Annotated in this window: 19 protein-coding genes; 15 read left to right on the forward strand and 4 right to left on the reverse strand. The window is 63.2% G+C overall.

The window, feature by feature from the left end:
* Positions 1–78 precede the first annotated feature (78 nt).
* From U1707_RS17735 to U1707_RS17750, 4 genes are all read left to right on the forward strand, one after another.
* A complete protein-coding gene (locus U1707_RS17735) occupies positions 79–2,244 on the forward strand; it encodes a glycosyltransferase family 4 protein (protein WP_332801384.1) in 2,166 nt (721 codons plus the stop codon).
* Positions 2,245–2,318: 74 nt separating this feature from the next.
* A complete protein-coding gene (locus U1707_RS17740) occupies positions 2,319–3,410 on the forward strand; it encodes a glycosyltransferase (protein ID WP_332801385.1) in 1,092 nt (363 codons plus the stop codon).
* Positions 3,407–4,717 carry a glycosyltransferase family 4 protein gene (locus U1707_RS17745; protein ID WP_332801386.1) on the forward strand — a complete coding sequence of 437 codons (1,311 nt, stop codon included), beginning with the start codon at positions 3,407–3,409 and terminating at the stop codon, positions 4,715–4,717. The genes U1707_RS17740 and U1707_RS17745 overlap by 4 nt, the downstream gene beginning before the upstream one ends.
* Before the next feature lie 87 nt (positions 4,718–4,804).
* Positions 4,805–6,037: a polysaccharide biosynthesis/export family protein gene (locus U1707_RS17750; RefSeq protein ID WP_332801387.1), complete on the forward strand. Its 1,233-nt coding sequence runs from the start codon at positions 4,805–4,807 to the stop codon at positions 6,035–6,037.
* 495 nt (positions 6,038–6,532) lie between these two features.
* On the opposite strand, the gene U1707_RS17755 is transcribed toward U1707_RS17750, so the two are convergent.
* Together U1707_RS17755 and U1707_RS17760 are read right to left on the reverse strand one after the other, a co-directional pair.
* A complete protein-coding gene (locus U1707_RS17755; RefSeq protein WP_332801388.1) occupies positions 6,533–7,618 on the reverse strand; it encodes a KpsE/RkpR family capsule polysaccharide export protein in 1,086 nt (361 codons plus the stop codon).
* Positions 7,619–7,686: 68 nt separating this feature from the next.
* Entirely contained in the window at positions 7,687–8,505 is an 819-nt protein-coding gene (locus tag U1707_RS17760; RefSeq protein WP_332801389.1) for an ABC transporter permease, read from the reverse strand.
* Between the two features lie 562 nt (positions 8,506–9,067).
* Between U1707_RS17760 and U1707_RS17765 the strand changes: the two genes are divergently transcribed.
* From U1707_RS17765 to U1707_RS17800, 8 genes are all read left to right on the forward strand, one after another.
* Entirely contained in the window at positions 9,068–9,979 is a 912-nt protein-coding gene (locus U1707_RS17765) for an FkbM family methyltransferase (RefSeq protein WP_332801390.1), read from the forward strand.
* 132 nt (positions 9,980–10,111) lie between these two features.
* Positions 10,112–11,005 carry a HupA family protein gene (locus U1707_RS17770; RefSeq protein WP_332801391.1) on the forward strand — a complete coding sequence of 298 codons (894 nt, stop codon included), beginning with the start codon at positions 10,112–10,114 and terminating at the stop codon, positions 11,003–11,005.
* 198 nt (positions 11,006–11,203) lie between these two features.
* Positions 11,204–12,130 (forward strand): GDP-L-fucose synthase family protein, encoded by a 927-nt coding sequence (locus U1707_RS17775; RefSeq protein ID WP_332801392.1) that lies wholly within the window; start codon positions 11,204–11,206, stop codon positions 12,128–12,130.
* A gap of 172 nt (positions 12,131–12,302) precedes the next feature.
* Positions 12,303–13,976, forward strand: coding sequence for a glycosyltransferase (locus tag U1707_RS17780; protein WP_332801393.1), 1,674 nt, complete (start codon positions 12,303–12,305; stop codon positions 13,974–13,976).
* On the forward strand, positions 13,973–15,139 hold the full coding sequence (locus U1707_RS17785; RefSeq protein WP_332801394.1) for a glycosyltransferase family 4 protein: 1,167 nt from the start codon (positions 13,973–13,975) through the stop codon (positions 15,137–15,139). Before U1707_RS17780 ends, U1707_RS17785 begins: the two co-directional genes overlap by 4 nt.
* Positions 15,136–15,717: an NUDIX hydrolase gene (locus U1707_RS17790; RefSeq protein ID WP_332801395.1), complete on the forward strand. Its 582-nt coding sequence runs from the start codon at positions 15,136–15,138 to the stop codon at positions 15,715–15,717. The genes U1707_RS17785 and U1707_RS17790 overlap by 4 nt, the downstream gene beginning before the upstream one ends.
* Before the next feature lie 59 nt (positions 15,718–15,776).
* Complete coding sequence (locus U1707_RS17795) at positions 15,777–19,385, forward strand: glycosyltransferase (protein WP_332801396.1); 3,609 nt, start codon at positions 15,777–15,779, stop codon at positions 19,383–19,385.
* A 91-nt stretch (positions 19,386–19,476) separates the two neighbouring features.
* Positions 19,477–20,262: a sulfotransferase domain-containing protein gene (locus U1707_RS17800; RefSeq protein WP_332801397.1), complete on the forward strand. Its 786-nt coding sequence runs from the start codon at positions 19,477–19,479 to the stop codon at positions 20,260–20,262.
* 70 nt (positions 20,263–20,332) lie between these two features.
* On the opposite strand, the gene U1707_RS17805 is transcribed toward U1707_RS17800, so the two are convergent.
* A complete protein-coding gene (locus tag U1707_RS17805) occupies positions 20,333–22,498 on the reverse strand; it encodes a glycosyltransferase family 4 protein (protein WP_332801398.1) in 2,166 nt (721 codons plus the stop codon).
* 266 nt (positions 22,499–22,764) lie between these two features.
* Between U1707_RS17805 and U1707_RS17810 the strand changes: the two genes are divergently transcribed.
* A complete protein-coding gene (locus U1707_RS17810) occupies positions 22,765–23,412 on the forward strand; it encodes an outer membrane protein (RefSeq protein ID WP_332801399.1) in 648 nt (215 codons plus the stop codon).
* A gap of 222 nt (positions 23,413–23,634) precedes the next feature.
* The gene (locus U1707_RS17815) at positions 23,635–24,837 is read left to right on the forward strand and encodes a glycosyltransferase family 4 protein (protein ID WP_332801400.1); all 1,203 of its coding nucleotides are present in this window, start codon (positions 23,635–23,637) and stop codon (positions 24,835–24,837) included.
* A gap of 26 nt (positions 24,838–24,863) precedes the next feature.
* Here the strand turns inward: U1707_RS17815 and kdsA are convergent, their stop codons facing one another.
* Positions 24,864–25,703, reverse strand: coding sequence for a 3-deoxy-8-phosphooctulonate synthase (gene kdsA / locus U1707_RS17820; RefSeq protein WP_332801401.1), 840 nt, complete (start codon positions 25,701–25,703; stop codon positions 24,864–24,866).
* A gap of 214 nt (positions 25,704–25,917) precedes the next feature.
* Between kdsA and U1707_RS17825 the strand changes: the two genes are divergently transcribed.
* Positions 25,918–26,904, forward strand: a complete 987-nt coding sequence (locus tag U1707_RS17825; RefSeq protein WP_332801402.1) for a KpsF/GutQ family sugar-phosphate isomerase — start codon at positions 25,918–25,920, stop codon at positions 26,902–26,904.
* The last annotated feature ends 1 nt before the right edge of the window (position 26,905 follow it).

Consider the following 26,905-nt stretch of genomic DNA (forward strand, 5'->3'; position numbering starts at 1 on the left):
CTTGCGAGGCGATGCCCGCTGGTGCAGGGAGCGCCGCAACAGTGGAACTCGACGGCTCGGGCGCGGTAGGAGCAAAACATGCTTTCAAAATTTTTGAACAAGAAAAGCCGGGCTAACGATCGCCGTACCGGTAATCAATGCCGTAATGCCCGCGATTGGGCGGGCGCATCGGCTGCGTATGCGCGGCATCTTGCGGTCAACCGAACCGACCAGCCTATATGGGTTCAGTTGGGTCACGCTTACAAGGAACAAGGGCTTCTGACCGAGGCGGCGGACGCGTATCAGGCCGCGGCCGACCTCGATAGCCGTGATGCCGATGCCAGCATCCACCTTGCCGACGTTCTGCGGCGACTGGGTCGCGGCGAAGACGCACTTGCAGCCTATGAGAGGGTAAACGACATCGCACCCAACGTCGAAAGTATGCAGCAAATCCGGTTGCTACGCCGTGACACGAAGGCAACCGAGGCATTGGGTTTGGGGGAGGGCACGACCTTCTTCGCGATCCAGGATCTTTTCGGGTATCTCAAGGCGCATGTGACGATGTCCGGGATCCAGCGTGTGCAAGCTGGCATCGCCATGCATGCGATACGGGATACCGACATCGACGTTCGTTTCATCCTGAGCAATGTCGGACCCGAAACGCCCGCGCTTCCCGCCGGTGAGTTCTGGATGGTCGACAACGCTGAGATGATGCGAGCCATCGACTATGCCTCGGGACGGCAGGTGGATCACGAAACGCTGCGGGCGATGTTGATGGCGTGCGAGAATGCCGCAGAACGCGTCAGGCCGCTCGAGGGCAGTACGATCATCCTGCTAGGCGCTTTCTGGGGCCTGGGGAACAGCATCCAGAATTTCGTCCGCTCCAAGCGCGATGGTGTGCGGATCGGTGCCTATGTCTACGACATCATCCCGGTGACGCATCCAGAATTCTGCGACGATGCGTTGGTCACCGACTTTACGATGGCGATCTGCGAGCTGTGCGGTACGGCCGACTTCGTTCTGACGATCTCCGACGCGACGCGCATCGCGCTGACCAACTTCATCGCGGAAAACGGGGGGCGGCCGATCCCGATGACGACCGTCCCGCTGGCGCATCATTTGACGCGCGAAGCTGGCCATTCCGTCGCGTGGCCCGAGCAGCTCCGGCGCGTGAAGGGGAAGCCCTACGTCGCGTATGTATCGACAATCGAGGGGCGCAAAAATCACCTGTACGTCATCAACGCCTGGCGACGTCTGATCGCCGAAGGCGTCGATGTGCCCGATCTTGTTTTCGTCGGCCGGCATGGCTGGAAGATCGGCGCACTTACCGATGTATTGATGGCGACCGAGAATCTCGGCGGACGAGTGCATATCGCGCACAACCTGTCCGATGGCGAGCTGAACGCGGTATATGCCGGATGCGAATTTTCGGTGTTCACGAGCTTCGTCGAAGGTTGGGGGTTGCCGGTTGGCGAAAGCCTGTTCCACGGACGCCCGTGCATCGCCTCCGATACGTCCTCCATCCCCGAGGTTGGCGGCGACCTGGTGGACTATGTCGATCCTTTCAACCTGACCCAGGGGGTCGAGGTCTTTCGGCGAATGATCACCGATCGGGGGTATCTTCGTGGCCGGGTGGAGGCGATCCGCGATCGTTTCGTTGCACGGACGTGGAACGATGTCGGCGCCGATTTCCTGGCAAAGACAAAGCTGCATCAGGATACGCCGATCACGCCGTTCACGGCGACGCTCAAGGAAGGTGAGAATTTCTCTTTCCGGGTCCATCCCGGCGATCGCGTCGATACGCATCGGTATTTTCGGCGGCTGAACCGTTTGTTGGCAGAGTCCGCGTTCTTCTACACCGCCGAAGACCATGGAGTGTGGATGAGGGGGACCAATCCGGAGCTGTCGATAGCGACCGATATGGCAGCGGGCACATCGCTATTGGTCTATCTCAAGGTTTCGATCGCACCCGGTGCGCTTGAGTGTCGTTTGAAGATAACCGACATCGTGTCGGATACGGAAACGGCGTCAATCGGATTGCACGATCTTCGGCATGCCGGGGGAGCGATTCGCATGCCGGCCGTCGTCGGTAAAGATGGAGCGCTCCATCTGCGTTTCAGCGTTGTCGGATCTTATTCCCAGTTGCCGGGCGAAGTCCGCAATTACGCGATCGGGCTACGCTCGATTGGCTATGCGCAGGCCGACAACACGCTTGCGCGGCAGGAGCTGATCGAGGCCATGACCTTGCAGGATTTGGCAGCCTGATATCCGGCGCCACACGTTTCGGAGAAGCAGCGGCGGTCCGTTCGCCGGCAGTGCCGATCTGCATCGACGGGCGGATGATGTCCGATGGTGGTGCCGGTACCGGGGTCGGGCAATTCGCGCGTACCCTTGTCGGTGCCTTGCACGGCGTCGGGATCCGCCCGCCGATCCTCGAGGACGGTGGTTCGCTGGTTCGCCGTTCGCGGATCGGCAAGCTGCTGGCGGCAGCGCGCCCGTGGCGCCGTCATGCAACCGTAAGTGCGGAGGGGTTTCTGGTCCGCGACGTCTTTCGCGAGGCGCAGGTATTTTTCGATATCCACAAGCGCCCGATGCCGATCGCCCTGCCCGGCCCTCCCGGGATCATGCACTGGACCTATCCCCTGCCCTTGCGGATTATGGGCTGGCGCAACCTCTACACGGTGCATGACGTGCTGCCGCTCGATCCGGCGATCCCCAGTCCGGTCAATGGCCCGCGTCTGCGTCGCCTGCTCGATGCGCTGCGGGCTTCGGGCGGCGATTTCGCGACGGTATCGGAGGCCGCGCGTGTCCAGATCGTCGCGCGGATGGGATGGCCCGCGGGGACGGTAACCTGCTGCCACCAGGCTATCGATGTCGCCGGTGCCGAAGAGGCCCCGTTGCCCGGCACGCTCCATGAGGGCGGCTATCTGCTGTATGTCGGGGCGGTCGAGGCGCGCAAGAATCTGCACCGGCTGCTCGACGCCTACCGCGCCAGCGGGATCACGACGCCGTTGGTCATCTCGGGGCCGGACGGGTTGGATGCCGCAAGCATCGACGACCATATCGCCGCGACGCCCGGAGCGGTTCGGCTTGGGCTGCAGCCGCGCGGCCGCGTGCTGGACCTGATCGGCAGTGCGCGCGCGCTCGTGTTCGTGTCGCTCGCCGAAGGTTTCGGGCTTCCGGTGGCGGAGGCGATGGCGCTGGGTACGCCGGTGCTGGCGGCCGACGTCGCGGCGCTCGCCGAAGTCGCGGACGGCGCGGCGTTGCTGGTCGATCCACTCGATCTGTCCGCGCTACGCACCGGGCTGCTCGCGATCGACGGCGATGCGACGCTGCGCGACCGGTTGTCGCGCCTGGGCCGGCAGCGGGCGCAACACTTTGCGCTCGGCCCCTATGCACGGCGCCTGCTATCCCTGTACGGGACGGCATGACCGACCATGCTTCATCGGCCATCCGGATCGGACTGGATGGCTATAATCTCGCTTTGCCGCAGGGTACCGGGGTCGCCACCTATGGCCGCAACCTGGCCGCGGCGATCGACCAGCTCGGCTATCCGGTCGATCTCGTGTTCGGCGTCAACATTCCGCGCAAGGCCGATATCGATCTTCGGGAATCGCTGTTTTTCGGGCAATTGGGGGCCGATGTGCCCAATCGCCTGACCTGGCGCAAGCGCGTGCGGCGCTGGCGCGTCCATCCGCTGGCACATGACCTGATCGAGATCCCGGTGACCGGCCGGGCGATCATGGCGGATGCGGGAGACCGGTTGCCGCGGTTCGACCGGCTGTTCAATCTGAGCGAAATTTACGACGTCTGCGCGCGGCATTTCCGACGCTACGGCACGTTCATGACGCTGCGGATGCCCAACCCGCCGACGATCATGCACTGGACCTATCCGTTGCCGCTTCGCGTGGCCGGGGCGCGCAACATTTACACGCTGCACGACCTCGTGCCGTTGCGGCTGCCCCGAGCCAGTCTCGAGGACAAGCGCTATTACGACCGGCTCGCGCGCGCCTGCGTCGCGCGGGGCGACCATATCGTGACGGTCTCCGAAAAGTCGCGCGACGACATCATCGAACTGCTCGGCGCCGATCCTGGCCGGGTCACGAACTGCTATCAGTCGAGCGACATTCCCCCGCTGCGCGATCCGGCCGGTCTGGCCGGGCGGCTGCGGCGACTGTTCGACCTGGAGATGAAGGGCTATTTCCTGTTCTTCGGCGCGATCGAGCCCAAGAAGAACCTCGGGCGCGTGATCCAGGCCTATCTCGAGGCCGATCTCGAAACCCCTCTGGTCATCGTCGGCGCTGAAGCCTGGCATGCCGAGCGCGAGCTGAAGCTGCTGGGCAGCGCGCATGGCCGGCAATTGCCTGGTGTCGACCGGATCCGCCGTATCGATTACGTCCCGCGCGCTTTGCTGACCGACCTGTTGCACGGCGCCAAGGCGAGCCTGTTTCCGGCGCTGTACGAAGGCTTCGGGCTTCCCGCGCTGGAGACGCTGGCGGCCGGAGTACCGTTGTTGTCGAGTACGACCGGCGCGCTGCCCGAAGTGACCGGCAAGGCGGCGCTTGCGGTGGATCCGTACGACGTCGATGGCATGGTCGACGGCATGCGACGGCTCGATACGGACGCCGCATTGCGCGCCCGGCTTTCGAGTGAGGGACCGATCCAGGCGGCGACCTTCTCGGGCGGCGTCTTTGCCGAACGCATTCGTCAACTTTACCAAGTGGTCGCGACGCGCTAGGCGCGTGGCACGGCGCAGGCTCCCGGATCGAACGTGACCCATTCGACTATATCCCGCAGCTGCGATTGGTACACTGGAGTGAAGATGATGCGTGTTATGCACACGGCGCGGGTCGTTCGACCTGGCCTTGCCTTGCTGGTGATGACGGCGATGAGCGCCTGTGCAACGCTGCCCCGCAACGGGCCGACCGGTGGCCAGATCACGCGTGATGCGACCAAGGCGAACGATATCGGCTACCAGATCGTCGACATCGCGCCCGGTAACATTGCGGCGCTGTCGACCGTGGACGTTCCGAGCGGTGCGCTGGCCACGCTGGCGGCCGATGGCTTCGTCGATACGTTGGGACCGGGCGACGTCTTGTCGATCGAGATTTACGAAGTCGGTGTTTCGCTGTTTGGCGGCAGGGCCAATATTGCCGCTGGCGGCGGTGCCGGCATGTCTGGCGGCAGCGATACGCCGTCCGCAAGTGGCGAGACGCTCGGCCAAGGCGGTATCACCGTCGACCGCAACGGCAACATCACCGTACCCTATGTCGGGACGATCCAGGTCACCGGGCTGACGCTCGCGCAGGTCCAGCAGCGGATTCTCGCCGGCCTGCGCGGCAAGTCGCAAAGCCCGCAGGTGATCGTGTCGCTGCGCAACAACGTCGCCAATACCGTGGTCGTGATGGGCGCCGTGACCACCCCGCGACGGATACCGCTGACGCTGGCGCGCGAGCGTTTGCTGGATGTGATCGCGGATACGGGGGGAATTTCCCGTTCAGCGCAATCCGGTTCGTCGACCGCGACCGGCACCGGCACCCAGGATTCCATCGTGCGCTTTACCCGTTACGGCAGGACGGTCGAGCAGCCGCTCGATTCCATCGTGTCGGGGTCGCCGGACGACCTGGTGCTACTGGGCGGGGATCGGATCGAGCTGATCCGGCAGCCGCGCACCTTCACCGTCTTCGGTGCGATTGACCGGATATCGCAGGTTCCCTTCGAAAGCCGTACGCTGACGCTGGCAGAGGCATTGGCGCGCGCCGGCGGGCCGAACGACGGTCGTGCCGATCCTCGCTCGGTGTTCGTTTTCCGCCTGCCGGCCGGGGCGGCATCGCTCGAGCCCAAGCAGCCAGGCGCAGCACCCGCGACGGTCAGGCCGATCGTCTACCGGATCGATATGCTGCGCGCGCAAAACTACTTCCTGGCGCAGCAGTTCGCGATGCGGGACAAGGACGTGGTGTATATCGCCAACGCCTCCGCCAACCAGCCGCTGAAGCTGGTGCAGGCGCTGGGCCAGCTCTTCTCGCCGGTCATCGCCGTCCAGAACGCGACGCGCTGATGACGTGATCGGTGCGCCGCGGCGCATCGATCATCGATCTACGGGACAGGCGCATTTCTACGGCCCCGTCGCGGACGTACACCGCCGTTCTGGCGCGAGACAACGGTAGACGATTGGGTACGCTAGCGCTGCCTGACCGATGCCAATCGCACCGCGTACAGAAGCTGGGCTGCTCGAAACCATCGCCGCGGGGCCCCATGTGCTGGCCGCGCGGCATGCTCTGCTGGCCTATACGCTACGCTCAGGCGAACGCGTGCGGGGGATTGCAAGACTACGCCAGACCTGAGCGCGGGCGACGCTGCGACATGGGTGCCTCGATCGGTCGGCGCCGATCGGCGACCATCGAACAGCCCCGATCTGCTTCCGGCATCGTAGAGCCCCGTTGCCACGAGGCCGTCCATGATCTTTCGCCCCAGGATCGCGCTGTCGTCGGCTGGGGTTGGGGCTGTGATGGGCTAGTCGGTGCGAAGCATCGCGCCGACCAGCCCATTCGGGTTACGCGGCGTGCTCGCGGACACCAGCGGTGATCAACCAGCCGATACCGTAGATCAGCAAGAGCGCGAGAAATGCGGTCAGGACGATCTTGGTACGCTGCGGATACAGTGCGCGGACCGGCAGATTGGCATCGACCACCGGTACGACATACAGCTGTTGCCGTTGAGCGTCGTCCTGCGCGCGCTGCAGTGCCGCGGACGCGAGTTCGAACCGCTTGCCCGCCAACTCCTGGCGAATCTTGATGTTCTCATACGCACCCATGCCGGCAGCGACATTGCCTGGCCCTTGCGACAATTTGGCGGTTTCCGCGCCGACCTGACGAGAGAGCGCCGCTACCCGCTGGCGGGTCGCGATCAACTGGGGGCTGTTGGGCGACAGGACCGCCGCCATCGACGATTCCTGCGCCCGGGCAATGGCAAGCTGGCCCTGCAGTTCGGACACCATGCTGGTCCGTGAGGTCCCCGTCACCTGCGGATTGAAATCGCGTTCGTCACGGCGAAACCGGGTGATCTGCCCCTGTACCTGGGCAAGATTGGTCTCGGCTTCGGTGACCTGGCGCTTCGACGCGGCAACAGCATTGGCGTAATTGCGCCGATTGAGCGTGTTCACACGCGCTTCGCCCAGTTGGATCATCTCGCGGACGATCCGATAGGAATCTTCCGGTCGGAAGCTGCGCACCTTCAACGTGGTGATCCCCGTCTCGGTGCTAACCTCGACCTCGGCCTTGCCTTCGAAATATTTCTGCAGCTGTTCGGGAGTGGGATTCGCATGCCACAGGCGCGAGACGATATCGGCTTCGGGGCGCTGGAAACGTTCGGCCAGCCCAATCCGCGACTGCAAGGCATCGACCGCGTCGTGCGACTTCAGGTAATCGGCAACCAGCAAGGCATCCCGCTCGGACGAAGCCCCTCCCACCAAACTCAGTGCCTGGCCAAGCCCGCTGGGTGCAGCGGGTTGTGTATCCGACGTGCGCACGACGAAATGCGCCTCGGAGACGTACTGATCGGACGCGATCAGATAATAATAGGCGGCGATCAGCAGCGTTGGAGCGAGAACGATCAGGCACCAGTTGCGATGAGCACGCACCCACCCAAGCAGCGCACCGCCGCGCCCTGGCCGGTCCAATGAAGAGACGTTATCCAAGTCTAGTTACCTTAGTGAAGATGAATGCGACGCCGCGTCACCCGGATCGACACCAACCCGGCATATGTCAGCACGAGGCAGAAGCCGACGATGTAAGGAATATCGACGTACGTGTCCTTCGCGGCACTGAATTGGCCGTAGCGAAGCAACTCGAAGACCGTGGTCAGCGGAAACCAGGTAAGCCACGTTCGATACGGCTCGGGGATCCAGGCCAACTGGTAGAAGGCACCCGATAGCGGCATCAATATGTAGGTGATGGGGTGTACAAATCGTGCCACCAGCCGATTGTCATGCGTCCAGGCGCAGATCAGCAGGGAGACCGCAAACGAGAACCAGAATATCAGGATGATCCCGATCAGGAGTTCCAACGGGCGTGCCGGTAGCGATGCCAGATTTATGATCATGACGAAGCCGATCAGCACGGCATAGGTTACGATCGTACCTGCGCCTTCCAGCAACGCACGCGCGAACATCATGTCGAAGATCGTGACGCGGCGATGGTACAGCAGCGGCATGTTCGCCTCCAGCGCACCGTCGGCGCGCGTGACCATGCCGCGGAACATGATGAAAAGCGTGTACCCGAGAATAGCAAAGGGGATCGGGTTGATGCCCGTCCCATGGGACGATCCGCCACCGATATGCAGCAAGGCGACCGCGCCTGCCAGGGTCATCGGCTCCAGGAAGATCCATAGATACCCGATATTCTCCCGGCCGTAGCGGGTATGGAGTTCGCGCATCAGCAGCGCGCCGATCACATCGCCCTGCACCTTCAAGCCGCGCCAGAAGCCACGGTCTCCGGTCGACCCCGAGGTATCCGAAATCATCGTCATGCCCGAGCATCCAGCGGGCGGAAGGAAGGCATGCGCGACGCATGTGATGCCGAAACGCGGCACTGGCTTGCGCAAGACGGCTTGGCATGGCGATGCGAGGCGCCCCGCGAACCACGTGAGGAATGCGCGTCAGCCAATTTCAGCCTGCCCAACAGATTTGCATGTTCGGGATAGTGTCCATGGTCGCGCAATATCAGCAAATTGCGGTAGGGAAAGGGCACTTCCATCGATATCGCTCCGGTCAAAGCCGTTCGACGCCCCTTAATCAAGCGTGGCAGCGACGGAGCGTGTCGGAGTTGGGAAGAACGCGCAGTGATTGCCCGACCGGCATCTTGGATGCTGCCGAGATCCAAATGTGCGATCAAAATGTGTGATCCGAATAAGCGCCGGCTAGCCGCCCAGGCTGAGAGAAAAGCAGGTACGCGTTCTCGCGCGGCATATCGCGGGGCCGGTTTCTCGATGTCGAAAGACGCCGCGCTATTTTTGTCGCATCGGCCCGTGTGACGTACCATTTCACCGGGTTATGGTCGCCTTATCGTGCGGCCTGCCATATGGCGCCCGCATGAATCAGTCTTCCGTTCTGTCGAGTATCGTGTCTCGCCTTCATCGTCGATCGACCGCCGAGGCGGGCGTCCGTCTGTTCCACCTCGATCATCTGCAGACCCAGTCGCGGCAGCGTAACGAGGCAGTGATCCGGCAGCTCTGTGCCAACGCCTATCTCGGCGACAACCGCTCGCTGTGCCGGGTGCTGGGTCGATACAAGATGATCGTCGATACGACTGACGTCGGCCTGTCGAGCCATCTGCTGCTCGACGGTTATTGGGAGATGTGGCTTACCGAACTACTGGCGACGCTGATCAAGCCGGGCATGAAGGTCGTCGATGTCGGGGCGAACCTTGGCTATTTCACCTTGCTGATGGCGGATCTGGTGGGGCCGACCGGCCATGTCCATGCGTTCGAACCGAACACCGATCTGGCGCGACGCATGACGCAGAGCATCGCCATCAACGGCTTCCACGATATCGCCACGGTGTACGAGCAGGCGCTGGCCGATGACGAGACCGACGTTGTGCTGGTCGTGCCGACCGACGAACCCAAGAACGGCCATCTGCTGCCCGCCGATCATCCGGTTTCGGACGATCAGGCGACCGAGACCCGCCTGATGCGGACGTGTCGGCTGGACAGCTTTGCCACGTTGCTGGATGCCGACCTCATCAAGATCGACGCCGATACGTCGGAACTGGCGATCTGGCGCGGGATGGCGGGTATCCTGCAGGCGGCGCGGCCGCTGACGATCGTCCTCGAATTCGCGCGGATGCGGTACGACGATCCGGGTGCGTTCATCGACCGGATCGTCGCGGACGGTTTTACGCTCGCGGAAATCACACTGGAGGCGGGCATCCAGCCCACGACCCGCGCGGCGATCCTTGCGGCACCACCTACCGAAGACGTCATGCTGTTGCTGGTCCGCTAGACCGGACGGATATGAAGCTATGTCGCCAAGGGCGTGGCAGCGGGCGGCAAGATGTGGAAGGACGGATAAGGGAGCTAAGGCTGTCTGTCGAAACCATCTGGGGGATATGTCTTGCGAAACAAATGGGTGGGGATGGCCGTAAAGACCCACCGGTATCTGCCGCTGCCGATGGTGTGTCTTCTGCTCTTGGGAGCTTGCGGCGGCGATTCCTCGACAGCAACGCCCTCCCCTTCGCCAACTCCGGCACTAACGCCAACGCCGGCACCGACGCCAACTCCGACGCCGACGCCGACGCCGACGCCTTCAACATATCAGCCCGTATTCGATTTCACGCGTGATCGCAGTTTTGCAGGGCTGGTCACGGCAAGTACAACGCAGACCATTCCCGCGAGGATCGGCTATGGTAGCTTCGATTCCGGCACGATCGCGTACACCGCCGCAACGCGAGCGATCGCGGCGTTCGGCACGACCATCATACCGGGCATGATGGGCGCGACGCTCGCGCAGACCGGCGACAGCCTGGTCTACACCTATCTGATCGGCACCTCCCCCGCGACACTCACCGTCTATCGCGGATCCACGGACACGACCTATGTCGGCTATGTGCGCGACGATGAACAGGTAAAGCCGGTGGGTCTCGTAAACTTTGCGCTGATCGGCGCCCCGACGTCCGTCGGCGAACTGCCTACGACCGGGACGAGCACCTATCGATTGACCGTGGCACAGATCGGCACGTCGGCTGTTGGACAGACGCTCGTCGTCGATGCGGCAGCCCGGCGTGTCGGCGGTACCGTCGCGATCACGTTGACCGGAGGGGCTGCGGCAATCAACGTCGTGTTTCAAGGTAGCGTCGATGTGCAGACCGGCCGCCTCACCGGTACTGCCGTGACGGCGGATGGTGTCTACGTGGGGGCGTTTAACGGGCGGCTGTACGGGCCGGCTGGTACGGAGATCGGGCTGATCTTCGATCTGACCGATCACAATGGAAACGACCTGCCGGGCATCATCGTCGGACGAACTGGATAACGCCGTACGGTACGTCGCAGTCCGGCGTCGTAAAGATGGATAGGCGGTCGAAGATACCGCGGCGGTCATGACACGGGCAGCGATCAGAGCCCGATACGATCTGTTGTGTTGAACAAGAAAGCAGGACTCCTATGGGGTGTCCTGCTTGGACGGCGCAAACGGCTATGGTAGCACCGCCGCTTTCCGATGGAGTATTGAATGCACGAGCTTGTCTGGGTCGCTGGCCATAACGGCATGGTAGGCAGTGCCGTTACGCGGGCGCTCAGGGCACAGGGGCGGCGTGTGCTCACCGTCGACCGTGCCGAGCTCGATCTCACCAATCAGCGCGACGTGCGCGACTGGGTTCAGCAGAACCAGCCCTCCTCCATCATCTTCTGCGCGGCCAAGGTCGGTGGGATAATGGCCAATGACACGCTGCCCGCAGACTTCCTGTATGACAATCTGTGCATCCAGGTGAACACGATCAACGCTGCGCATCTTGCGGCAGTCAACAATCTGGTGTTCCTAGGCTCGTCGTGCATCTACCCGAAATTCGCCGAACAGCCGATCAAGGAGGATAGCCTCCTGACCGGCAGCCTGGAGCCGACGAACGAATGGTACGCGATCGCCAAGATCGCCGGGTTGAAGATGTGCCAAGCCTATATGCGGCAATATGGCCGGAACTATATCTCGGTGATGCCGTGTAATCTGTACGGCCCGGGCGACAATTTCGATCTCCGCAGCAGCCATGTCATGCCCGCGCTGATCCGCAAGATCGTCAACGCCAAGCGCCAGGGAAGCCCGACCGTCCAGGTCTGGGGTTCGGGCAAGCCCATGCGCGAGTTTCTGCATGTCGACGATCTGGCAGCCGGCGTGGTCTTCTGTCACGACAACTACACCGACTATGAGCACATCAATTGCGGCAGCGGGTCGGAAGTCACGATCCGCCAGCTGGCGGAGACGATCGCGTCAGTGGTCGGCTACGAGGGCGACCTTGCGTTCGACACCAGCAAGCCCGACGGTACGCCGCGCAAGGTGATGGATTCGAGCCGCCTGCGGGCACTGGGCTGGGCGCCCAAGATCGAGCTTGTCGACGGCATCCGCTCGACCGTCGATGCGTTCCTGGAAGCGTCCACGGCCGAGTAAGGCACGGCGCCGTCGTCGTGTGACCGCCCTTTTCGCTTACGAGCCCCTTTTCGAGAATGTGTTGATGACAATCGAGCATGCCGTACCTGCAGACCAGGCGGCCGATCTGGTACGGCAATTATATCGTGCCTTTCTCGCTCGGGACCCGGGTGACGGCGAGGTAGCCGTGCATATGGCAAATATGCAGCGTGATGGCGCGATGACGGCCGTATCGGACATTATTTATAGCCAAGAGGCGTTGTCCGTTCGGGCCCACGCCGAGCCGTCCAGGCCTAGCCTTCCCGAGGGGATGCTGGCGATCGGTCGAGCTGACATTGCCGAGGTCGTGGCGTACGCACTTGAAGCGGCCAGGCGCGATGCCCCGTCGGCTTATGAAGTGGAGTTGCGTGTCGATGATGTCGAACGCGGGACCCCGCTCGCCGTGGTGCTTCGGGATGCCTTGCAGCCACCCCAGCTTCCGCAGGAGTCGGTAGAGGACGACGCCTCGATCGATCGGACGATCGAGATTATGTACCGGTTGGCACTAGGGCGCATGCCCGGCCCGGCGGATCTGGAAAATTGGCGTGGCGCAGCCGGCAACGGAGGTCGTCTGTCGAACGTGGTTTTCGGCATCGGCGAGAGTGCAGAGGCCAAGTTGATCCGCGGGGCGCTCGACGTGGTGCCGGGGACCAAGGTCCAGCTTGCGTTCGAAATCGTGCTGGGTCGCGGTGCTGCGGCTGCGGAGGTGGACCATTTTCGCCGCATGGTCGACAAGCAGGGATCGGATATCTCGCCGCTTGTCTGGCAACTCTTCGCCGACGAAGCGCGCAAGCGCCTGCTACCGCCACAGCACGCCAACGATCCCCATCTGGCGTATATATTCGGTTCGCGCGGTGCAGTGACCCTCGCGGATTGGCGGACCGGAACCAAGCCTGTCGCCAAGACTGCAATCAAGCACGATGTCCTTGGTTCCGGAAGCGTCGTCCGTCTGCGGCCCGCCGAGGACTGCGTCGTCAGTATCCTCACGAGCCTCTATCGCGGTGGGGCGTTCATCCGTTCCTTCCTCGAGAACATGACGTCCCAGACAATCTTCAGGACGCATTGCGAACTGATCATCATCGACGCCAACTCGCCCGAGAACGAGCGCGCGGTAATCGAGGAATTCTGCCGGGACTTTCCCAACATCGTCTACAAGCGGATGGACGCGCGCGTTGGCATCTACGAGGCCTGGAATATCGCGGCGGGGATGGCCAAGGGGCGCTATCTCACCAATGCCAATGTCGACGATATCCGCCGCAACGACTCGTTCGAAATACAGGCGGCTCTGCTCGACACGCTCGATTTCGTTGACGTCGCCTACCAGGATGTCCTCTACTGCTTCGAACCCCGATTGCCGTTCGACGAGATCGCGAAACGCGACTTTCGTAGCGACCTGCCGGTCGTCAGCCGGTACAATCTGATGGAGTTCAACAGTCCGCACAATGCGCCGATGTGGCGCGCGGCGTTGCACCGCGACGTCGGCCCGTTCAACCAGTCGCTGCAGTCTGCTGCGGACTTCGAGTTCTGGTTGCGCTGCCGGGCTGCCGGAAAGACCTTCTACAAGGTGAACGAGGCTCATGCCGCCTATTTCGTCAATCCCGACGGCATGTCCACGCGTCCGGACACGCGCGGTGCGATCGAAGCGTACGCGGTTTCCCGCGACCTCTATCGCAAGATCGTATCGCCGATGCTCGTAATCTCCGACGACGAGTTTCTCGCGAGGGTCGACGAGATCGACGCGGCGCCGCTGCGCGAGGGGCGTCGGTACGACATCGTCCAGTCCGCGCTGCTCGCGCTGGGCACGCGGCGCGAAGGAGTGGTAGCGTGAAGCTTCTCGTCGACGGTGTGTTCTTCCAGCTTGCCAGTTCGGGCATCGCCCGCGTGTGGCAATCGGTCTTGCCCGCGCTGGCCGCGATCGACGGGCTCGACGTGCTGGTGCTGGACCGCGGCGGGATGCCCGCGCTCGAGGGCGTGACGCGGATCCCGTTCCCGACCTACAAGGATCTCTACACCGCGGACGACAGCGAGCTGATCCAGCGGATCTGCGATTTCTACGCGATCGATGTCTTTACATCGACCTATTACACGACGCCCTTGTCCACGCCGATGTTCCTCGTCGTGTACGACATGATTCCTGAGCTGTTCGAGTTCGATCTGACGCACCGCCATTGGCAGGAGAAGGCCGTTGCGATCGCCTATGCCAGGCGGCACATCGCGATTTCGCAGAGCACGCGCGAGGATCTGCTGACCTGCTATCCGACGCTCGATCACGTTGACGTCGCGCATCCGGGCTTCGACAGCGCGGTGTTCCATCCGGTCGACGCGGAGCGGGTCGCGGCGTTCCGGCAACGGATCGGTTTCGACCAGCGCCCCTATCTCGTCACGGTCGGTTCGCGCGAGCAGCATCTCAATTACAAGAACGGGGCCTTGCTGTTCGATACGGTGGCCACGTTCGGTATCGATGCCTTCGATATCCTGTGCATCGGAGGCGAGCCGACGATCGCGCCCCAAAAACTGGCGGCACTGCCTCCAGCCGTGAAGGCCGAGCGGATCGCTCTGTCCGACGATGATCTGGCGGCTGCGCTGTCCGGTGCGGCAGGGTTGATCTACCCGTCGCTGTACGAAGGTTTCGGCCTGCCGGTCCTCGAGGCGATGGCCTGCGGATGCCCGGTCGTGACGACCGCGCGCGGATCGCTGCCCGAGGTAACGGGGGATGCCTGCGTGATCATCGACGGCGCGTCCCGGCCGGAGATGGCGGCCGCGCTCGGCAAACTGACGTCGGTCTCGGTGCGGGACGGTCTGCGCCACGCCGGGCTGGAGCGGGCGGCATTGTTTGACTGGTCCGCTCTGGTCTCGGCAATCGCGGGCGCGGCGCGCGAGACGACCAAGCTCGGCCAAGAGGCCGACTACCAGGCCTTTGCCGAGACATGGCAATCGCTTCGCCGGCTTCAGGCGGCGGTCGACGTCAATACATGGGCGCCATCGGCGTGACGGTGATCAAAGACCCCGGCGCCCGCATCGCTGCGGTCGACATGGTATTGCAGGGATGGATCAATGTCAGTCGGGTCAGCATGGAAATGCCCGATGGCGCCTTGGTCGAGCGGCATGTCGAGGATCATGGCCCGGGCGTAGCCGTGCTGCCTTATGATAGCGAGCGCCGGACCGCCTTGCTCATCTCCCAGCCGCGTGCAGCGGTCATGCTCGGCGGAGCTGCTTCCGTCCTCGAAGTGATCGCAGGACGGCTCGACGCTGCCGATCCCGCCACGCGCGTTCGTGCGGAAGCGATGGAGGAGGCAGGCGTCGAACTCGGATCGCTGGAACACGTCGTCTGTCTGTGGACGATGCCTTCGATCTCGACCGAACGTCTGGATCTTTTCCTGGCCCCCTACACTATGGCGAACAGGACCGGCCGAGGTGGCGGGTGCGACGACGAGCATGAGAATATCATGGTGCACGAACTATCCCTGGCACGACTGGCGCAGGATGCCGACAACGGCCGGCTGCTCGACGCCAAGACGCTGATCCTCGTCCAGGCGCTGCGCCTGCGTCGGCCGGACCTGTTCGCTTGAAGCAGGGATATGCGGCGCTCGCTGACCGCTTCCGGTTGCTCATGCAAGGCCGGGCCTCCTTGCCGCAACCCCCTTCCGATGAGCCGGTCGAAACGGCGGATGACGAGGGCGCATCGCATCATATGGCGGAGGCAGGCGGTCGACGTTTCCTGATCGTCACACCCGTCTTCAACGCCGAGGCGTTCATAGACGACGCTGTCGCGTCGGTGCTGCGACAGGGATTTCCCGGATATTCGCTCCACTATCACGTGCAGGACGGTGGTTCGACCGACGGCACGGTGGACAAGCTGCGCGCGTGGGACCGCCGATTGCGCGAGGGTCTGTATATTCCTCATGCGGGCGACATCGTCTTTACCTTCGAGTCCGAGCGCGATGGCGGGATGTACGACGCGTTGCAGCGCGGATTTGCGCGACTGGCGCCGCAAGACAGCGATATCCTGACCTGGATCAACAGCGACGACGGCTTGGCACAAGGTGCGCTGGTCACCGTAGGCGGCGTGTTCGAGGATATACCGGGGTGCGAGTTTCTCAGCGGCCGGACCGCCTTGCTCAACGAGGCAGGTGCGGTGATCGTACTGGCACCAGCGCTTCCCTATGCGCGCAAGGCGTTGGCCGAGGGCCTTCATGATGGTCGCACGCTATCTTTCCTGATGCAGGAAGGGACCTTCTTCTCGGGGCGGGTCTGGAACGCGATCGGTGGCGTCGATACGGCGTTTCGCCTCGCTGGCGACTGGGATCTTTGGCGTCGCATGGCGCGCGTTGCCAGGCACTGTACGGTCGACTCGTTGACGGGATATCACCGCCGTCGTGTCGGGCAGTTGTCGGGCGACATGGACGCCTATCGCCGTGAGATCGACACGGCTGCCCCCCTGCCGGACGTGTCCGAACTGAGTGTGCTCGGTACGATCGTCACGTTCGACCAGGCGAGCGCGCGCTGGATCGAGACCGCCTACGACCCCGCGATGCTCACCGCCTCGGCGCTCTTGCGCGATGGCCGACCGGAACTCAGCGGGAGCTGTCGTCCGGTGATGGGTTTCGCCGCACCGGAAGGACCGTATCCGCAATATCAGCTCCCCGGCGGTATTCGCTGGATCAACGGTTGCCGTGCCGAGATCGCGATACGTGTCCCCGCGACCGGTCGGTATCGGCTCCGTCTTACGCTTCGGGCGAGCCGCAAGGATATCGTCATTGGTCTTGGCATCGGCGCGCGCGAACCGCAGCCTATAACGCTCGGGGCGCCCATACCCCTGGTCGATCAGGTGATCGAGACGGTACGCTGGCTCGAACTGGGCGAAAACAGCCTGTTCATTGACTGCAACGGCCCGCCCGACGCGCGATCCGTATTGCTGATCCGGTGCGAAGCGACCAGCACCGACGAAGCGTTCCTGCGCCGACCGGTTCTGCCCCCTCCCCAGCCGACACGGTCCGATCGTCGGGCGCTGGCGATCGCCATCCTGTGCGAGGACGAGGAGCCCGATCTGCTCGATGTGAGCCTGGCCGGCTGCACTGCAGTTGCACCGGCTGGCACGGCGATCTTCGTCGTCCGCGATCCCCAAAGCGCGGCACTGGACCGGGTCGTCCGTGCTCGCGACGCTGACATAGCCGGCTGCATCGATATCGCAGGGCCGCATCTCGACATAGAGCTGTTGCGCCACATGCTCCACGCCGCGGGCCATGACGAGGTGTTGATCCTGCAGCGCGGGTCGGTGATGTCGCCGCGCGGCATAGACGCGGCATCGGCTCTGCTTGATGCGACTGGTGCTGGCGCTGCGGCAGGGTTCGTCGACGAGCGCGATTCGATGGGGTGCTCGCTGCAATTGTCGAGCATGCGCGGAGCTGCACCGGTGTTGTACCGCGCCACGGTCGAAACCAGCGCAGCGCTCCGGGTGGGATGCGCGCTTGCCCAGGCCGTCGCGCGGACGATCGCGGTGTGCGATCCGCCGGTGATATGGGTACTCGACGGCGATCGACCGATGCTGGGTCGGACGCCGGCCGCGCTGTTGGCGGCGGGGTTCGCGCTGCTGGGGTATGACGTTCGGCACATCGTCGCCGGTGCCGATTCCGTGCCGACGCTCCCCCCCGGTGGCCTGGTCGTCGCATCGAAGAATATCGCCGATCGAACCGATGCGACGATGACAGTCGCCCTAGACGGTGGAATCTTGCGTCTCGTCGGGCAGGCAGGCCGTGCAGTCGACCTGCCGCTGGCGGTAGATACCGATCTGCTTCTCCCGCGCGATCGGCGCGAGGCACGCCAGCGCTTGGGCTTTGCTCCCGACGAGCGGATCGTCTGCATAGCCGAGGCATCCGTAGAGGATACGGCGACGGCGATCGCGCGGGTGGCCGCGATGGTGGAGGGCCCGTCGCGGATCCTGAATTTCGGACATGGTTCATCGTCTGCGACGCCGGACTGTTCGGTGCTTGCGCTGGACACAATCGCCGATCCGCTGCTGCTGTCCTATCTGCTCAGTGCGGCGGACGCCGCGGTCGTATCCGAGCCAGGGGGCACGATGCTTGCCGGCGCGGCATGGGCGTGCGGGCTCATGGTCCTCGACCAGAGCGGAAGGGTCTTGCGCCCCGAAGACGATCTGCACGAGTTGGGAATCGCGACGCGCCTTTCGCAGGACACGACGGAGGACGCGTGCCGGTTCCGCGACCTGATCGTGGCAACGCGCTCGCTGGTCGCGCTCGCCAACGCGATCGACGAGCATTGCCCGGATCTGCGCGGCGTCGGCGGATCGTCGCCGCTGCATCTGCGCGGCGGGACCGTACGGGTACGATCCTACCGGGACGCCGATCGACCCGGATGGTTCGATCCGATCGCCGGCTCCGCGACGATGGCGGTGCTGGGCGACGCGGTGCCCTTCGTCGCCGCGGACGGGGAGCGCGGCCTGTCGATCGGCGGACGCGATGCGGAAATCATCGTGTGCCTCGACCATGCAGACATGTCGGGCCTGCGGGTGCATGTCCGGGGAACGCCGGGTGACACATGGACGGTTCATGCCGGCGAAGGGACAACGACGTTCTGCGTCGGTGTGGAGGGTGCCGAGACGGTATCGGTGGCTGGCGCGTACGACGCCGGCCCGACCCGCGTCCGGTTCGAACGGCATGGCGATACCGATGCCGGCGCTCCACTCCTTCACGTGATCGGGCTGAGCGCGACCGGCAAGTCGGTATCGTCGGTGCCAGGCTGGGAAGAGACGAAGCTCGCGCTCGTACCCGCCGCGGCCTGGCCGACGCCGATGCTGGCGGTGGATGGCGACTGGGAGCGTGTGGCGCGCTTTCTCCCCGAAGAACCGGCGGTCCCGCAGGAGGGACTGCACGCTCCCTTCCGCTGGAGTCTGGGCGATAATTGCCAAATCCGCGTGCGGACCACGGTCGGCGGACCGCGGACATTGCGTCTCGCCTTGGCCGCGGGTGTCCGCGATCAGCGCGTCCGCCCGGTGATTGCGGGACGGGCCTATGACTGGTGCGCGGCCCTGGCCGGCCCGATCGGTCACGTCGAGCGTCGCGCATGGCTGGTGGACTGGCCAACAGGGGATATCGATGTAACGTTCGAAGTCAGCGACGTGCTGCGCCCGCCTGGGCAGGAACTCGGCTTCATTTTGTTCGAAGTCATGATAGACGTCCCTGAGAATATCCTGGTTCACCGTCCCGTGATTGAAGGCTAGGTCTCTCCTGTTTCGTCGCGAGGTGCCGGGAGTGCGTAAACTCTAGGCGGATAGGCAGTGATGGCGACATATAGAACACGCGGAAATCCGCATGGACTATAGTTCCATTATAAAGATGCCCGTGGCCGGGGTCGGTAGCGAGTCCTTTGTGTTTTCGGTGCACAAAGCGGGAAGCTCGTTACTTTTCGGCATGCTGGAAGATCTCTTCGCCAGATGCGAGGTTCCGGCAATATCCATACCGGATATCTTGTTTCTGGAAGGTATCGGCGATCACGCTTGGGAGGCGGACGACGATATTCGACCGATGTTCACGCCGGGCTACGTGTATTTCGGATTTCGGTCTTTCCCCCCGGTATTGGAAAATTACGCGCGGTTCGGTGCGGTTCGCAAGGTTTTCCTCATAAGAGATCCGAGAGACATACTGACATCGCAGTATTTCTCCTTTGGCGGAAAGCATTTTTCTCACAGGCTGCCCAACAAGAATGCGGACTCTGTCGTCGAGTACCATATGCGCGACAAGCATTTGGAGATAGACGAGTATGTGATCGACCATGCCGAGGTTCTGCACGACAAGCTACGCTGTTACAGGGAGCGTATTTTCGATGAAAATCTGCTCATAGTTCGTTACGAGGATATCTTCTTCGATAAATACCGGTCGCTCCAAGCTGTTATATCGCATATCGGGATAAACATAGATAGGACGGCGATAGAAGCTGTCGCAATGGCGCACGATATTCGCCCGGTATCCGAAGATCCGACAAGACATATCCGCCGTGGAACCCCGGGAGACCACGCAAACAAGCTGCAGCCTGTTACTATCGAAAAGCTGACAACGATGTTTCGCGACGTGATGTGCGATTTCGGGTATCAGCTTTAGTATATCGCCCAGCTGTACCATTTGGCTCGACCGGCCGAACACACAAATGCGGATCTTCGAAGCCTAGTCTCTAGGTCGCGATCTCGATCTTTTCGACGATGACGTCGCCGACGATCGGTACGATCGTAATCCACATCGTCTCGGCCGCATTCGGCAGCGGGCAGGAAACGATCTCCGGCATACCGGGCCGAATACGACCTGTCCTTTCCACACCCCCTATCCCGACTTCGACCATGGCCTCGGCGCGGCCGGGCGCGAAATGGATATGCAGCATGGCGCCTGGCGGTCCTGCCCAATGGAACCACAGCGCCGCATCGTTGCCATCGACCCTGCATCCCGAAAGACCGGGTGACTGCCATGCCCGACCCTGACGGAGGGCCTCGCCTTGCCAGGCGTCTGCCGACGGTCGATCGAACGTGTCTGCCTGATGCGGCAATGCCAAGGTCCATGATCCGGCATCGGTGAGGCAAGGCAGCGTTTCCTGCACGCGCGACGAGACGCTTCTCGCCTTCGCCACGACGTCCTGCGCAATCCCGCGCCATGTGCGCGGCACATAGTCCTGCCGGATCACCGCTTCGGCGGTGTGCCGGGTCGGCGCATCCAGGAGGGCACGGACCGTCGCAGCGATATCGGCAGGATCGCTCGGATCGAAATAATGCGCGAAGCGTCCGCCGGCTTCGGGAAGCGACGAAACGCGCGAGATCGCCGGAACCTTGCCGTAGGACAGTGCTTCGGAAACCGGCAGGCCCCATCCCTCGTAGAAGCTGGGATACAGCGCGAACAGGCAATGTTCGTAGAGCGCCGCCAGCGTATCGTCGGGGATCCCGTGCAGGATGAGGACCATGCGCCGCAGCGCCGGCTTCTCGCGCAGCATCTGGTGCAGGCCCTCGTTGAGCCAGCCGCGCCCACCCACGCAGACGAGCCGGGGAACGCGCGCTTCGCCCAGCGTGTCGGCGAGCGCTAGCCATGCCTCGAACGCGGTCCGATGGTTCTTGCGGGGCTCGAGCGTGGAGACAAGCAGGGCGTAGCTGCCCGGTTCAAGACCATAAGCGTGCAGCGAAGCGCCATCGGCCGCGGCTTGGCGGAAGTCACCGTCGAGACGGACCACCGGAACCGATGCCGGGGGGACAGGTGCCCGCCACTCCGCGGAAACCCGCACCAGATCCTCGCGCGTGGCCTGCGAAATCGCCAGGAACCCGTCGGCGGAATGGAGCAGCGATCCGAACCACGCGCGATAATCGCGGACCAGCGACTGCATGAACCACTGGGGTCCGATCAACGGGATCAGGTCGAACACCAAGGGCACATACACCACGCCATCGCGCGCGCGGACGATGCGGACATCGAGCAGATAGTTCCGGTCCGCCCACGATGTCCCCAAATTCACCAGGACGGTCGACGATGAAAACCGGAGCGTACGGGCTACCGCGATTTTCCGATACATCCGGTCGAGCTGGCTGGTCCAGGCCGGATCCTCGACATCGTCGCTTTGCTTAGCCAGCCGGCAGAGCGTGTCGAAATGCTCGCGCGACAGTCTGATCCAACCGCGCCGTGCGCTCGAATAGACACAGAATACCGGCTGTGGATCGAACATCTGTTCGAGGCACACCAGCGACACCTCGATCTGGACGCGCTGGATGCCGGTGGGCAGACGGCGCTGACCGAAAAAGGCGAGCAGGTCGGTAACGTCGAGTACCACTGCCCCCGTAGGCAGGTGGCCCGTATCGTCCGATATCCGGTCGTTCGGTTCGATCTCCAATACGTCGAGCACGGTAGACCACAGGTCCGGTTCGACATCGTCGCGATCGGGGAAAAGGCGCACGAGTTCGGAGAGGGCCTGCAAATTGCCGCGGTCGCGCTGTAGAGCCGCGATGAAATATGCTGCTGCATCGATCGGTTGGCGCCACGCTTTCGCGAGATGGCCCAGCCGAAGGAGCGGTTCGGTATCGTCCGGCCTCAGGCGCGCGGCCTCTTCATAGGCGCGGGTGGCCTGATCAATCTCGCCGGCCTCTTTTTCCATATGGCCCAGTTGCACCCAGACATGCTGCAAATGGGGCTCGCGCGCCAAGGCATGGCGGTAGGCGACGGCCGCGCTTTGCCAGTCCTGATGGTCCCGGGCGGCATTTCCGGTCCGAATGTGTCGGGCTGTTGTTCTGTTGACCCGAACCCCGCCCGACCGCTGGCTGAGCGGCAACTGCGCGGATACGCGGATCCACCACCATTTGATTGATCGCATGCCAGGGTCCCTAGCGTGTGGGCTGAGGGGCGGACAGGGATTTTACGGCATACCTCTAGCCACCGGCACAGCCGTATGAAGCGATCATGCCCGCCGGATATCGATTGGCTAACCGAAATTTAACGAAGCTAAAATAGTGGGAACCAGATGGCGCGGCACCCCTGTGGCCCAAAAGTCACGCTCCGATTATTCTAAGTTGGGCGGGGAACGTCCCGCCAGCGCCAAGGTTTCAACGTCGTCTACCGTACCAATGAAGGATGTTTTTCATGCGTAAATTCGTTGCGCTCTGCGCGATCGCGGGCTTTGCAGCCGTTGCTACCCCGGCCCTCGCACAGGATACGACGTCGGATACGACCCAGACCACAACCGATACCGGTCCAACCTCGTTCCGTGGTTTCCGCATCGAAGGTAACGCTGGCGGCGATCGCTTCCAGTCGCAGGGCCGCCACGACGACAATCTCGGCTACGGCGCGAGCATCGGCTTCGACGGCCAGATCGGCGAGCGGATCGTGATCGGACCGGAAGCGACCTACTGGCGTTCGAGCGGCTTTGGTGAAAACTGCACCGCCGGCGTTTCGGGCGGGTCGATCTGCCACAAGTCGTTCGAGGAATACGGCGTCGGCGTTCGCGCAGGCGTTCTGGTCGCCCCGCAGCTGCTGGTGTTCGCAAAGGGCGGTTACGTCACTAACGAGCAGCGCAAGCGCTTTGACGCACCGGCTGGCCAGACGAGCTTCTACAACCACTTCAACACCGACGGCTATCAGGTCGGCGGTGGCGTCGAAGCCTCGATGGCGAACCGCTTCCAGGGGCCGCTTTCGGGTCTCTACGTCAACGCGCAGTATGTTTACTCGCAGTATTCCGACCACACCTCGCGCCAGCGCGTGATGGGCGGCATCGGTATCCGCTTCAAGTAAGCGGTTAGCGCCATCGACGGTCTCGGCCGTCGATGGCGTAGCTTTGCCGACAGGCAATCTGCAGCTAGTGACGATATCGCTAGCTGCAGCCGTGGCATTCCTCGGTGAGCCACATTCCGACGTGCTTCCACGTCGGTTTTCGAGGACAGACATCCCCGTGCAATTCCTCTACCGGGTTCGTTATCCCGTTGATCACCGGTCTGGTGACCGTCGATCATGACCGTGATCGACCGCCCTCCCGTATCCGCGCGCGATGATGGTCCCGTGCCGATCCCCGTACTTATCGATGTCAGCCGTTCGATCTGGCGATATTGGTCTGGTCGGCTACCGACCGGCATCGATCGTGTATGCCTGGCGTATGTCGAGCATTTCGGCCCGCGCGCGCAGGCCGTCGTGCAATGGAAGCGCCGGCGCATCGTCCTGACCGCCGACCATTCGCGACGCCTGATGGCATTGCTCGTCGCACCGGGGCCTCCGTCCCGGCAACAGCTGATCAGGATATTGGGCAGCGCGATCCCGAGCGCCTTTGCCGGCGCGCCGCAGCGCGGCCAACTGTATCTGAACATCGGCCATACCGGACTGAACGACGACAGCCTGGTGGCCTGGATAGCCCACCATGGTCTGCGCGCGGTCCATCTGATCCACGATCTCATCCCGATCGAGACCCCCGAATTCTGCCGTCCGGGGGAAGCCGATCGGCACGTGCAGCGCATGACTAACGCACTGATCAGCGCAAGCGGGATCATCGGCAATTCGGAGGCCACGCTGACGGCGTTGCGCAACTTCGCTGCAACACATAGCCTGCCCTGCCCGCCGATGGTCGCTGCGTGGCTCGCCGGCGATGTTCTGCCGTCCGATGTCGTGCCAACGCCTGCCGAGCACCCCTATTTCGTGGTCGTCGGCACGATCGAGGGACGCAAGAACCATCTGCTGCTGTTGCAACTGTGGAAGCGGCTGGTCGAACGGCTTGGCGATGCCGCCCCCCGCCTGGTTTTGGTCGGGCAACGCGGCTGGGAGGCCGAGGGGGCGTTTGCATTGCTCGACCGGAGTCTGGCGCTGCAGGGCATGGTGATCGAACGCGGCCGATGCGACGACCGCGAATTGGCCGGGCTATTGAAGGGTGCACGAGCGCTGTTGATGCCCTCCTTCGCCGAGGGGTTCGGCATGCCGGTCATTGAGGCGATGCAGCTCGGCGCGCCGGTGATCGCATCCGACCTTGCCGTATTCCGCGAGATTGCCGACACGATCCCGACGTTCATTTCTGTCCATGACGCTGGCGAATGGGAACGCACGATCCTCGATTTCTGCGGTCCCTCCCCCGAACGCGCGCGGCAGATCGCGGCGATGCGCGCGTACCGCGCACCGAGCTGGGAGGGGCATTTCGCCATCGTCGAACGCTGGCTGGAAACCCTCCCCGCACGGTAAGGCGGGCGTGCCGGAACATCGGCACGTCAGAGCATTGGTGTCGCCTTGACCACCGCGTCGATCGCCATCAGCTGACGCAGCAGAGGCTCCATGTCACCCAGCGGCCAGGCATTCGGGCCATCCGACAGTGCCTGGTCCGGATCGGGGTGCGTTTCGATGAACAGGCCTGCAACGCCGGCGCCGACCGCGGCACGCGCCAGGACGGGCACGAACTCGCGCTGACCACCGGATCGATCGCCCTGCCCGCCCGGCAGTTGCACCGAATGGGTCGCATCGAACACCACGGGGCATCCGGTCTCGCGCATGATCGCCAGACTGCGCATGTCCGATACCAGATTGTTGTAGCCGAACGTCGCGCCGCGTTCGCACACGGTGAAGCTGTCGGGATTGCAGCCCGCCTCGGTCGCGGCGCGCCGTGCCTTATCGATGACGTTCTTCATGTCGCCCGGCGCCATGAACTGCGCCTTCTTGATATTGACCGGCTTGCCGCAGGCCGCGACCGCCGCGATGAAATCGGTCTGGCGTGCGAGGAACGCCGGCGTCTGGAGCATGTCCACCACCTCCGCGACGGAAGCGACCTGTTCGGTGGTATGGACGTCGGTGAGAACGGGCACGCCGATCTCCGACCGCACCTTGGCGAGGATGCGCAGGCCCTCGTCCATCCCGGGTCCACGGAAGGACAGACCGGAACTGCGGTTGGCCTTGTCGAAAGAACTTTTGTAGATCAGCAGGATGCCCAGTTGGTCCGCGATGCCTTTCAGCGTCTCGGCGGTCGACAGCGCAAGCGACTCGTTTTCGATCGCGCATGGACCAGCGATCAGGAACAAAGGTTCCGTCGAGCCTACCGCCTTGCCGCACAATTGCATCTAGCTTTACCTTTTGTCATTCCACGACCACCGCAATTACCGGCGAAAAATCGGTATCGTTGCGGTCGATCACGAGAATTGTATGAACTGGATCGCCCGTCGCACTTGCAGTATGCGCTGCGCGACGGCCCCTGACCGTCGTGTATCTTTTAAGGGGCGGCTTCGCCATATGCGATATGACGAGACCGTCCGACGAGGTGGCGAGTTGCAGACCATGGAAATGCGTAAAGTCGGCGACGCCGCGCTGGCGTCGGCGTTGAAGACAGTTCGGATCGAACAGGAGGCGCTCAACATTCTCGCGATCGCGCTGGAGGATTCCGCGCTCTGCGATGCCTTCAAGCGATCGGTCGCGGCCATTGCGGCGACCTCAGGGCGGCTGATCGTCAGCGGGATGGGTAAGAGCGGCATCATCGGCCGCAAGATCGCCGCGACAATGACCTCGACGGGCACGCCGTCGCTGTTCATCCATCCAGGCGAAGCCAGCCACGGCGATCTGGGCATGATCACGCCGAGCGACGTCGTGCTCGCGATCACTTGGTCGGGCGAAACCACCGAGCTCGGCGACATCATCGCCTATTGTCACCGGTTCAACATCACGCTGATCGTCGCGACCGCCAAGGCGAACAGCACGGCGGGGAAGGCTGCGCATATCTGCCTGGTCCTGCCGCATGTCCGCGAGGCCTGCCCGAACGAACTCGCGCCGACCTCGTCGACGACGCTGCAAGCGGTATTGGGGGATGCGCTGGCGATCGCGCTGATCGAGCAACGCGGTTTTTCGAAGTCGGATTTCCTGTCGCTGCATCCGGGCGGCCAGCTGGGCGCAAAGCTCGTCACCGTCGAACAGTTGATGGGCCGCGGCGACGAGGTCCCCGTGGTCCGGCTTGGTGCATCTTTGATGGATGCGACGTTCGAGATGAGCCGCAAACGCTATGGCTCGACCGCCGTCGTCGATGCCGAGGGCAATCTGGTCGGCGCGTTTACCGATGGCGATCTGCGGCGCAGTTTCGCGACCCAGCATTTGCAGGATCCGATCGAGGCGCACATGACGCCGACCCCGCTGGCGGTACCGCCAACGACGCTGTCGACCGAGGCGTTGCGCACGATGAACGCCAATGCCGTCATGGTGTTGTTCGTGTGCGACGGCACCAGGCTGATCGGCGTGTTGCACGTGCATGACCTGCTGCGGGCTGGCGTCGTCTGAG

It is taken from the genome of Sphingomonas sandaracina, assembly GCF_036663695.1.
GTDB lineage: Bacteria > Pseudomonadota > Alphaproteobacteria > Sphingomonadales > Sphingomonadaceae > Sphingomonas.

Bases quoted from the DNA above. Each gene is read 5' to 3' on its own strand.
- kdsA (WP_332801401.1), bottom strand. From the start codon at position 25,703: ATGCAATTGTGCGGCAAGGCGGTAGGCTCGACGGAACCTTTGTTCCTG.
- U1707_RS17780 (WP_332801393.1), top strand. From the start codon at position 12,303: ATGGCAAATATGCAGCGTGATGGCGCGATGACGGCCGTATCGGACATT.
- U1707_RS17735 (WP_332801384.1), top strand. From the start codon at position 79: ATGCTTTCAAAATTTTTGAACAAGAAAAGCCGGGCTAACGATCGCCGT.
- U1707_RS17770 (WP_332801391.1), top strand. From the start codon at position 10,112: ATGGCCGTAAAGACCCACCGGTATCTGCCGCTGCCGATGGTGTGTCTT.
- U1707_RS17805 (WP_332801398.1), bottom strand. From the start codon at position 22,498: ATGCGATCAATCAAATGGTGGTGGATCCGCGTATCCGCGCAGTTGCCG.
- U1707_RS17775 (WP_332801392.1), top strand. From the start codon at position 11,204: ATGCACGAGCTTGTCTGGGTCGCTGGCCATAACGGCATGGTAGGCAGT.
- U1707_RS17760 (WP_332801389.1), bottom strand. From the start codon at position 8,505: ATGACGATGATTTCGGATACCTCGGGGTCGACCGGAGACCGTGGCTTC.
- U1707_RS17810 (WP_332801399.1), top strand. From the start codon at position 22,765: ATGCGTAAATTCGTTGCGCTCTGCGCGATCGCGGGCTTTGCAGCCGTT.
- U1707_RS17800 (WP_332801397.1), top strand. From the start codon at position 19,477: ATGGACTATAGTTCCATTATAAAGATGCCCGTGGCCGGGGTCGGTAGC.
- U1707_RS17765 (WP_332801390.1), top strand. From the start codon at position 9,068: ATGAATCAGTCTTCCGTTCTGTCGAGTATCGTGTCTCGCCTTCATCGT.
- U1707_RS17745 (WP_332801386.1), top strand. From the start codon at position 3,407: ATGACCGACCATGCTTCATCGGCCATCCGGATCGGACTGGATGGCTAT.
- U1707_RS17750 (WP_332801387.1), top strand. From the start codon at position 4,805: ATGCGTGTTATGCACACGGCGCGGGTCGTTCGACCTGGCCTTGCCTTG.
- U1707_RS17825 (WP_332801402.1), top strand. From the start codon at position 25,918: ATGGAAATGCGTAAAGTCGGCGACGCCGCGCTGGCGTCGGCGTTGAAG.
- U1707_RS17740 (WP_332801385.1), top strand. From the start codon at position 2,319: ATGATGTCCGATGGTGGTGCCGGTACCGGGGTCGGGCAATTCGCGCGT.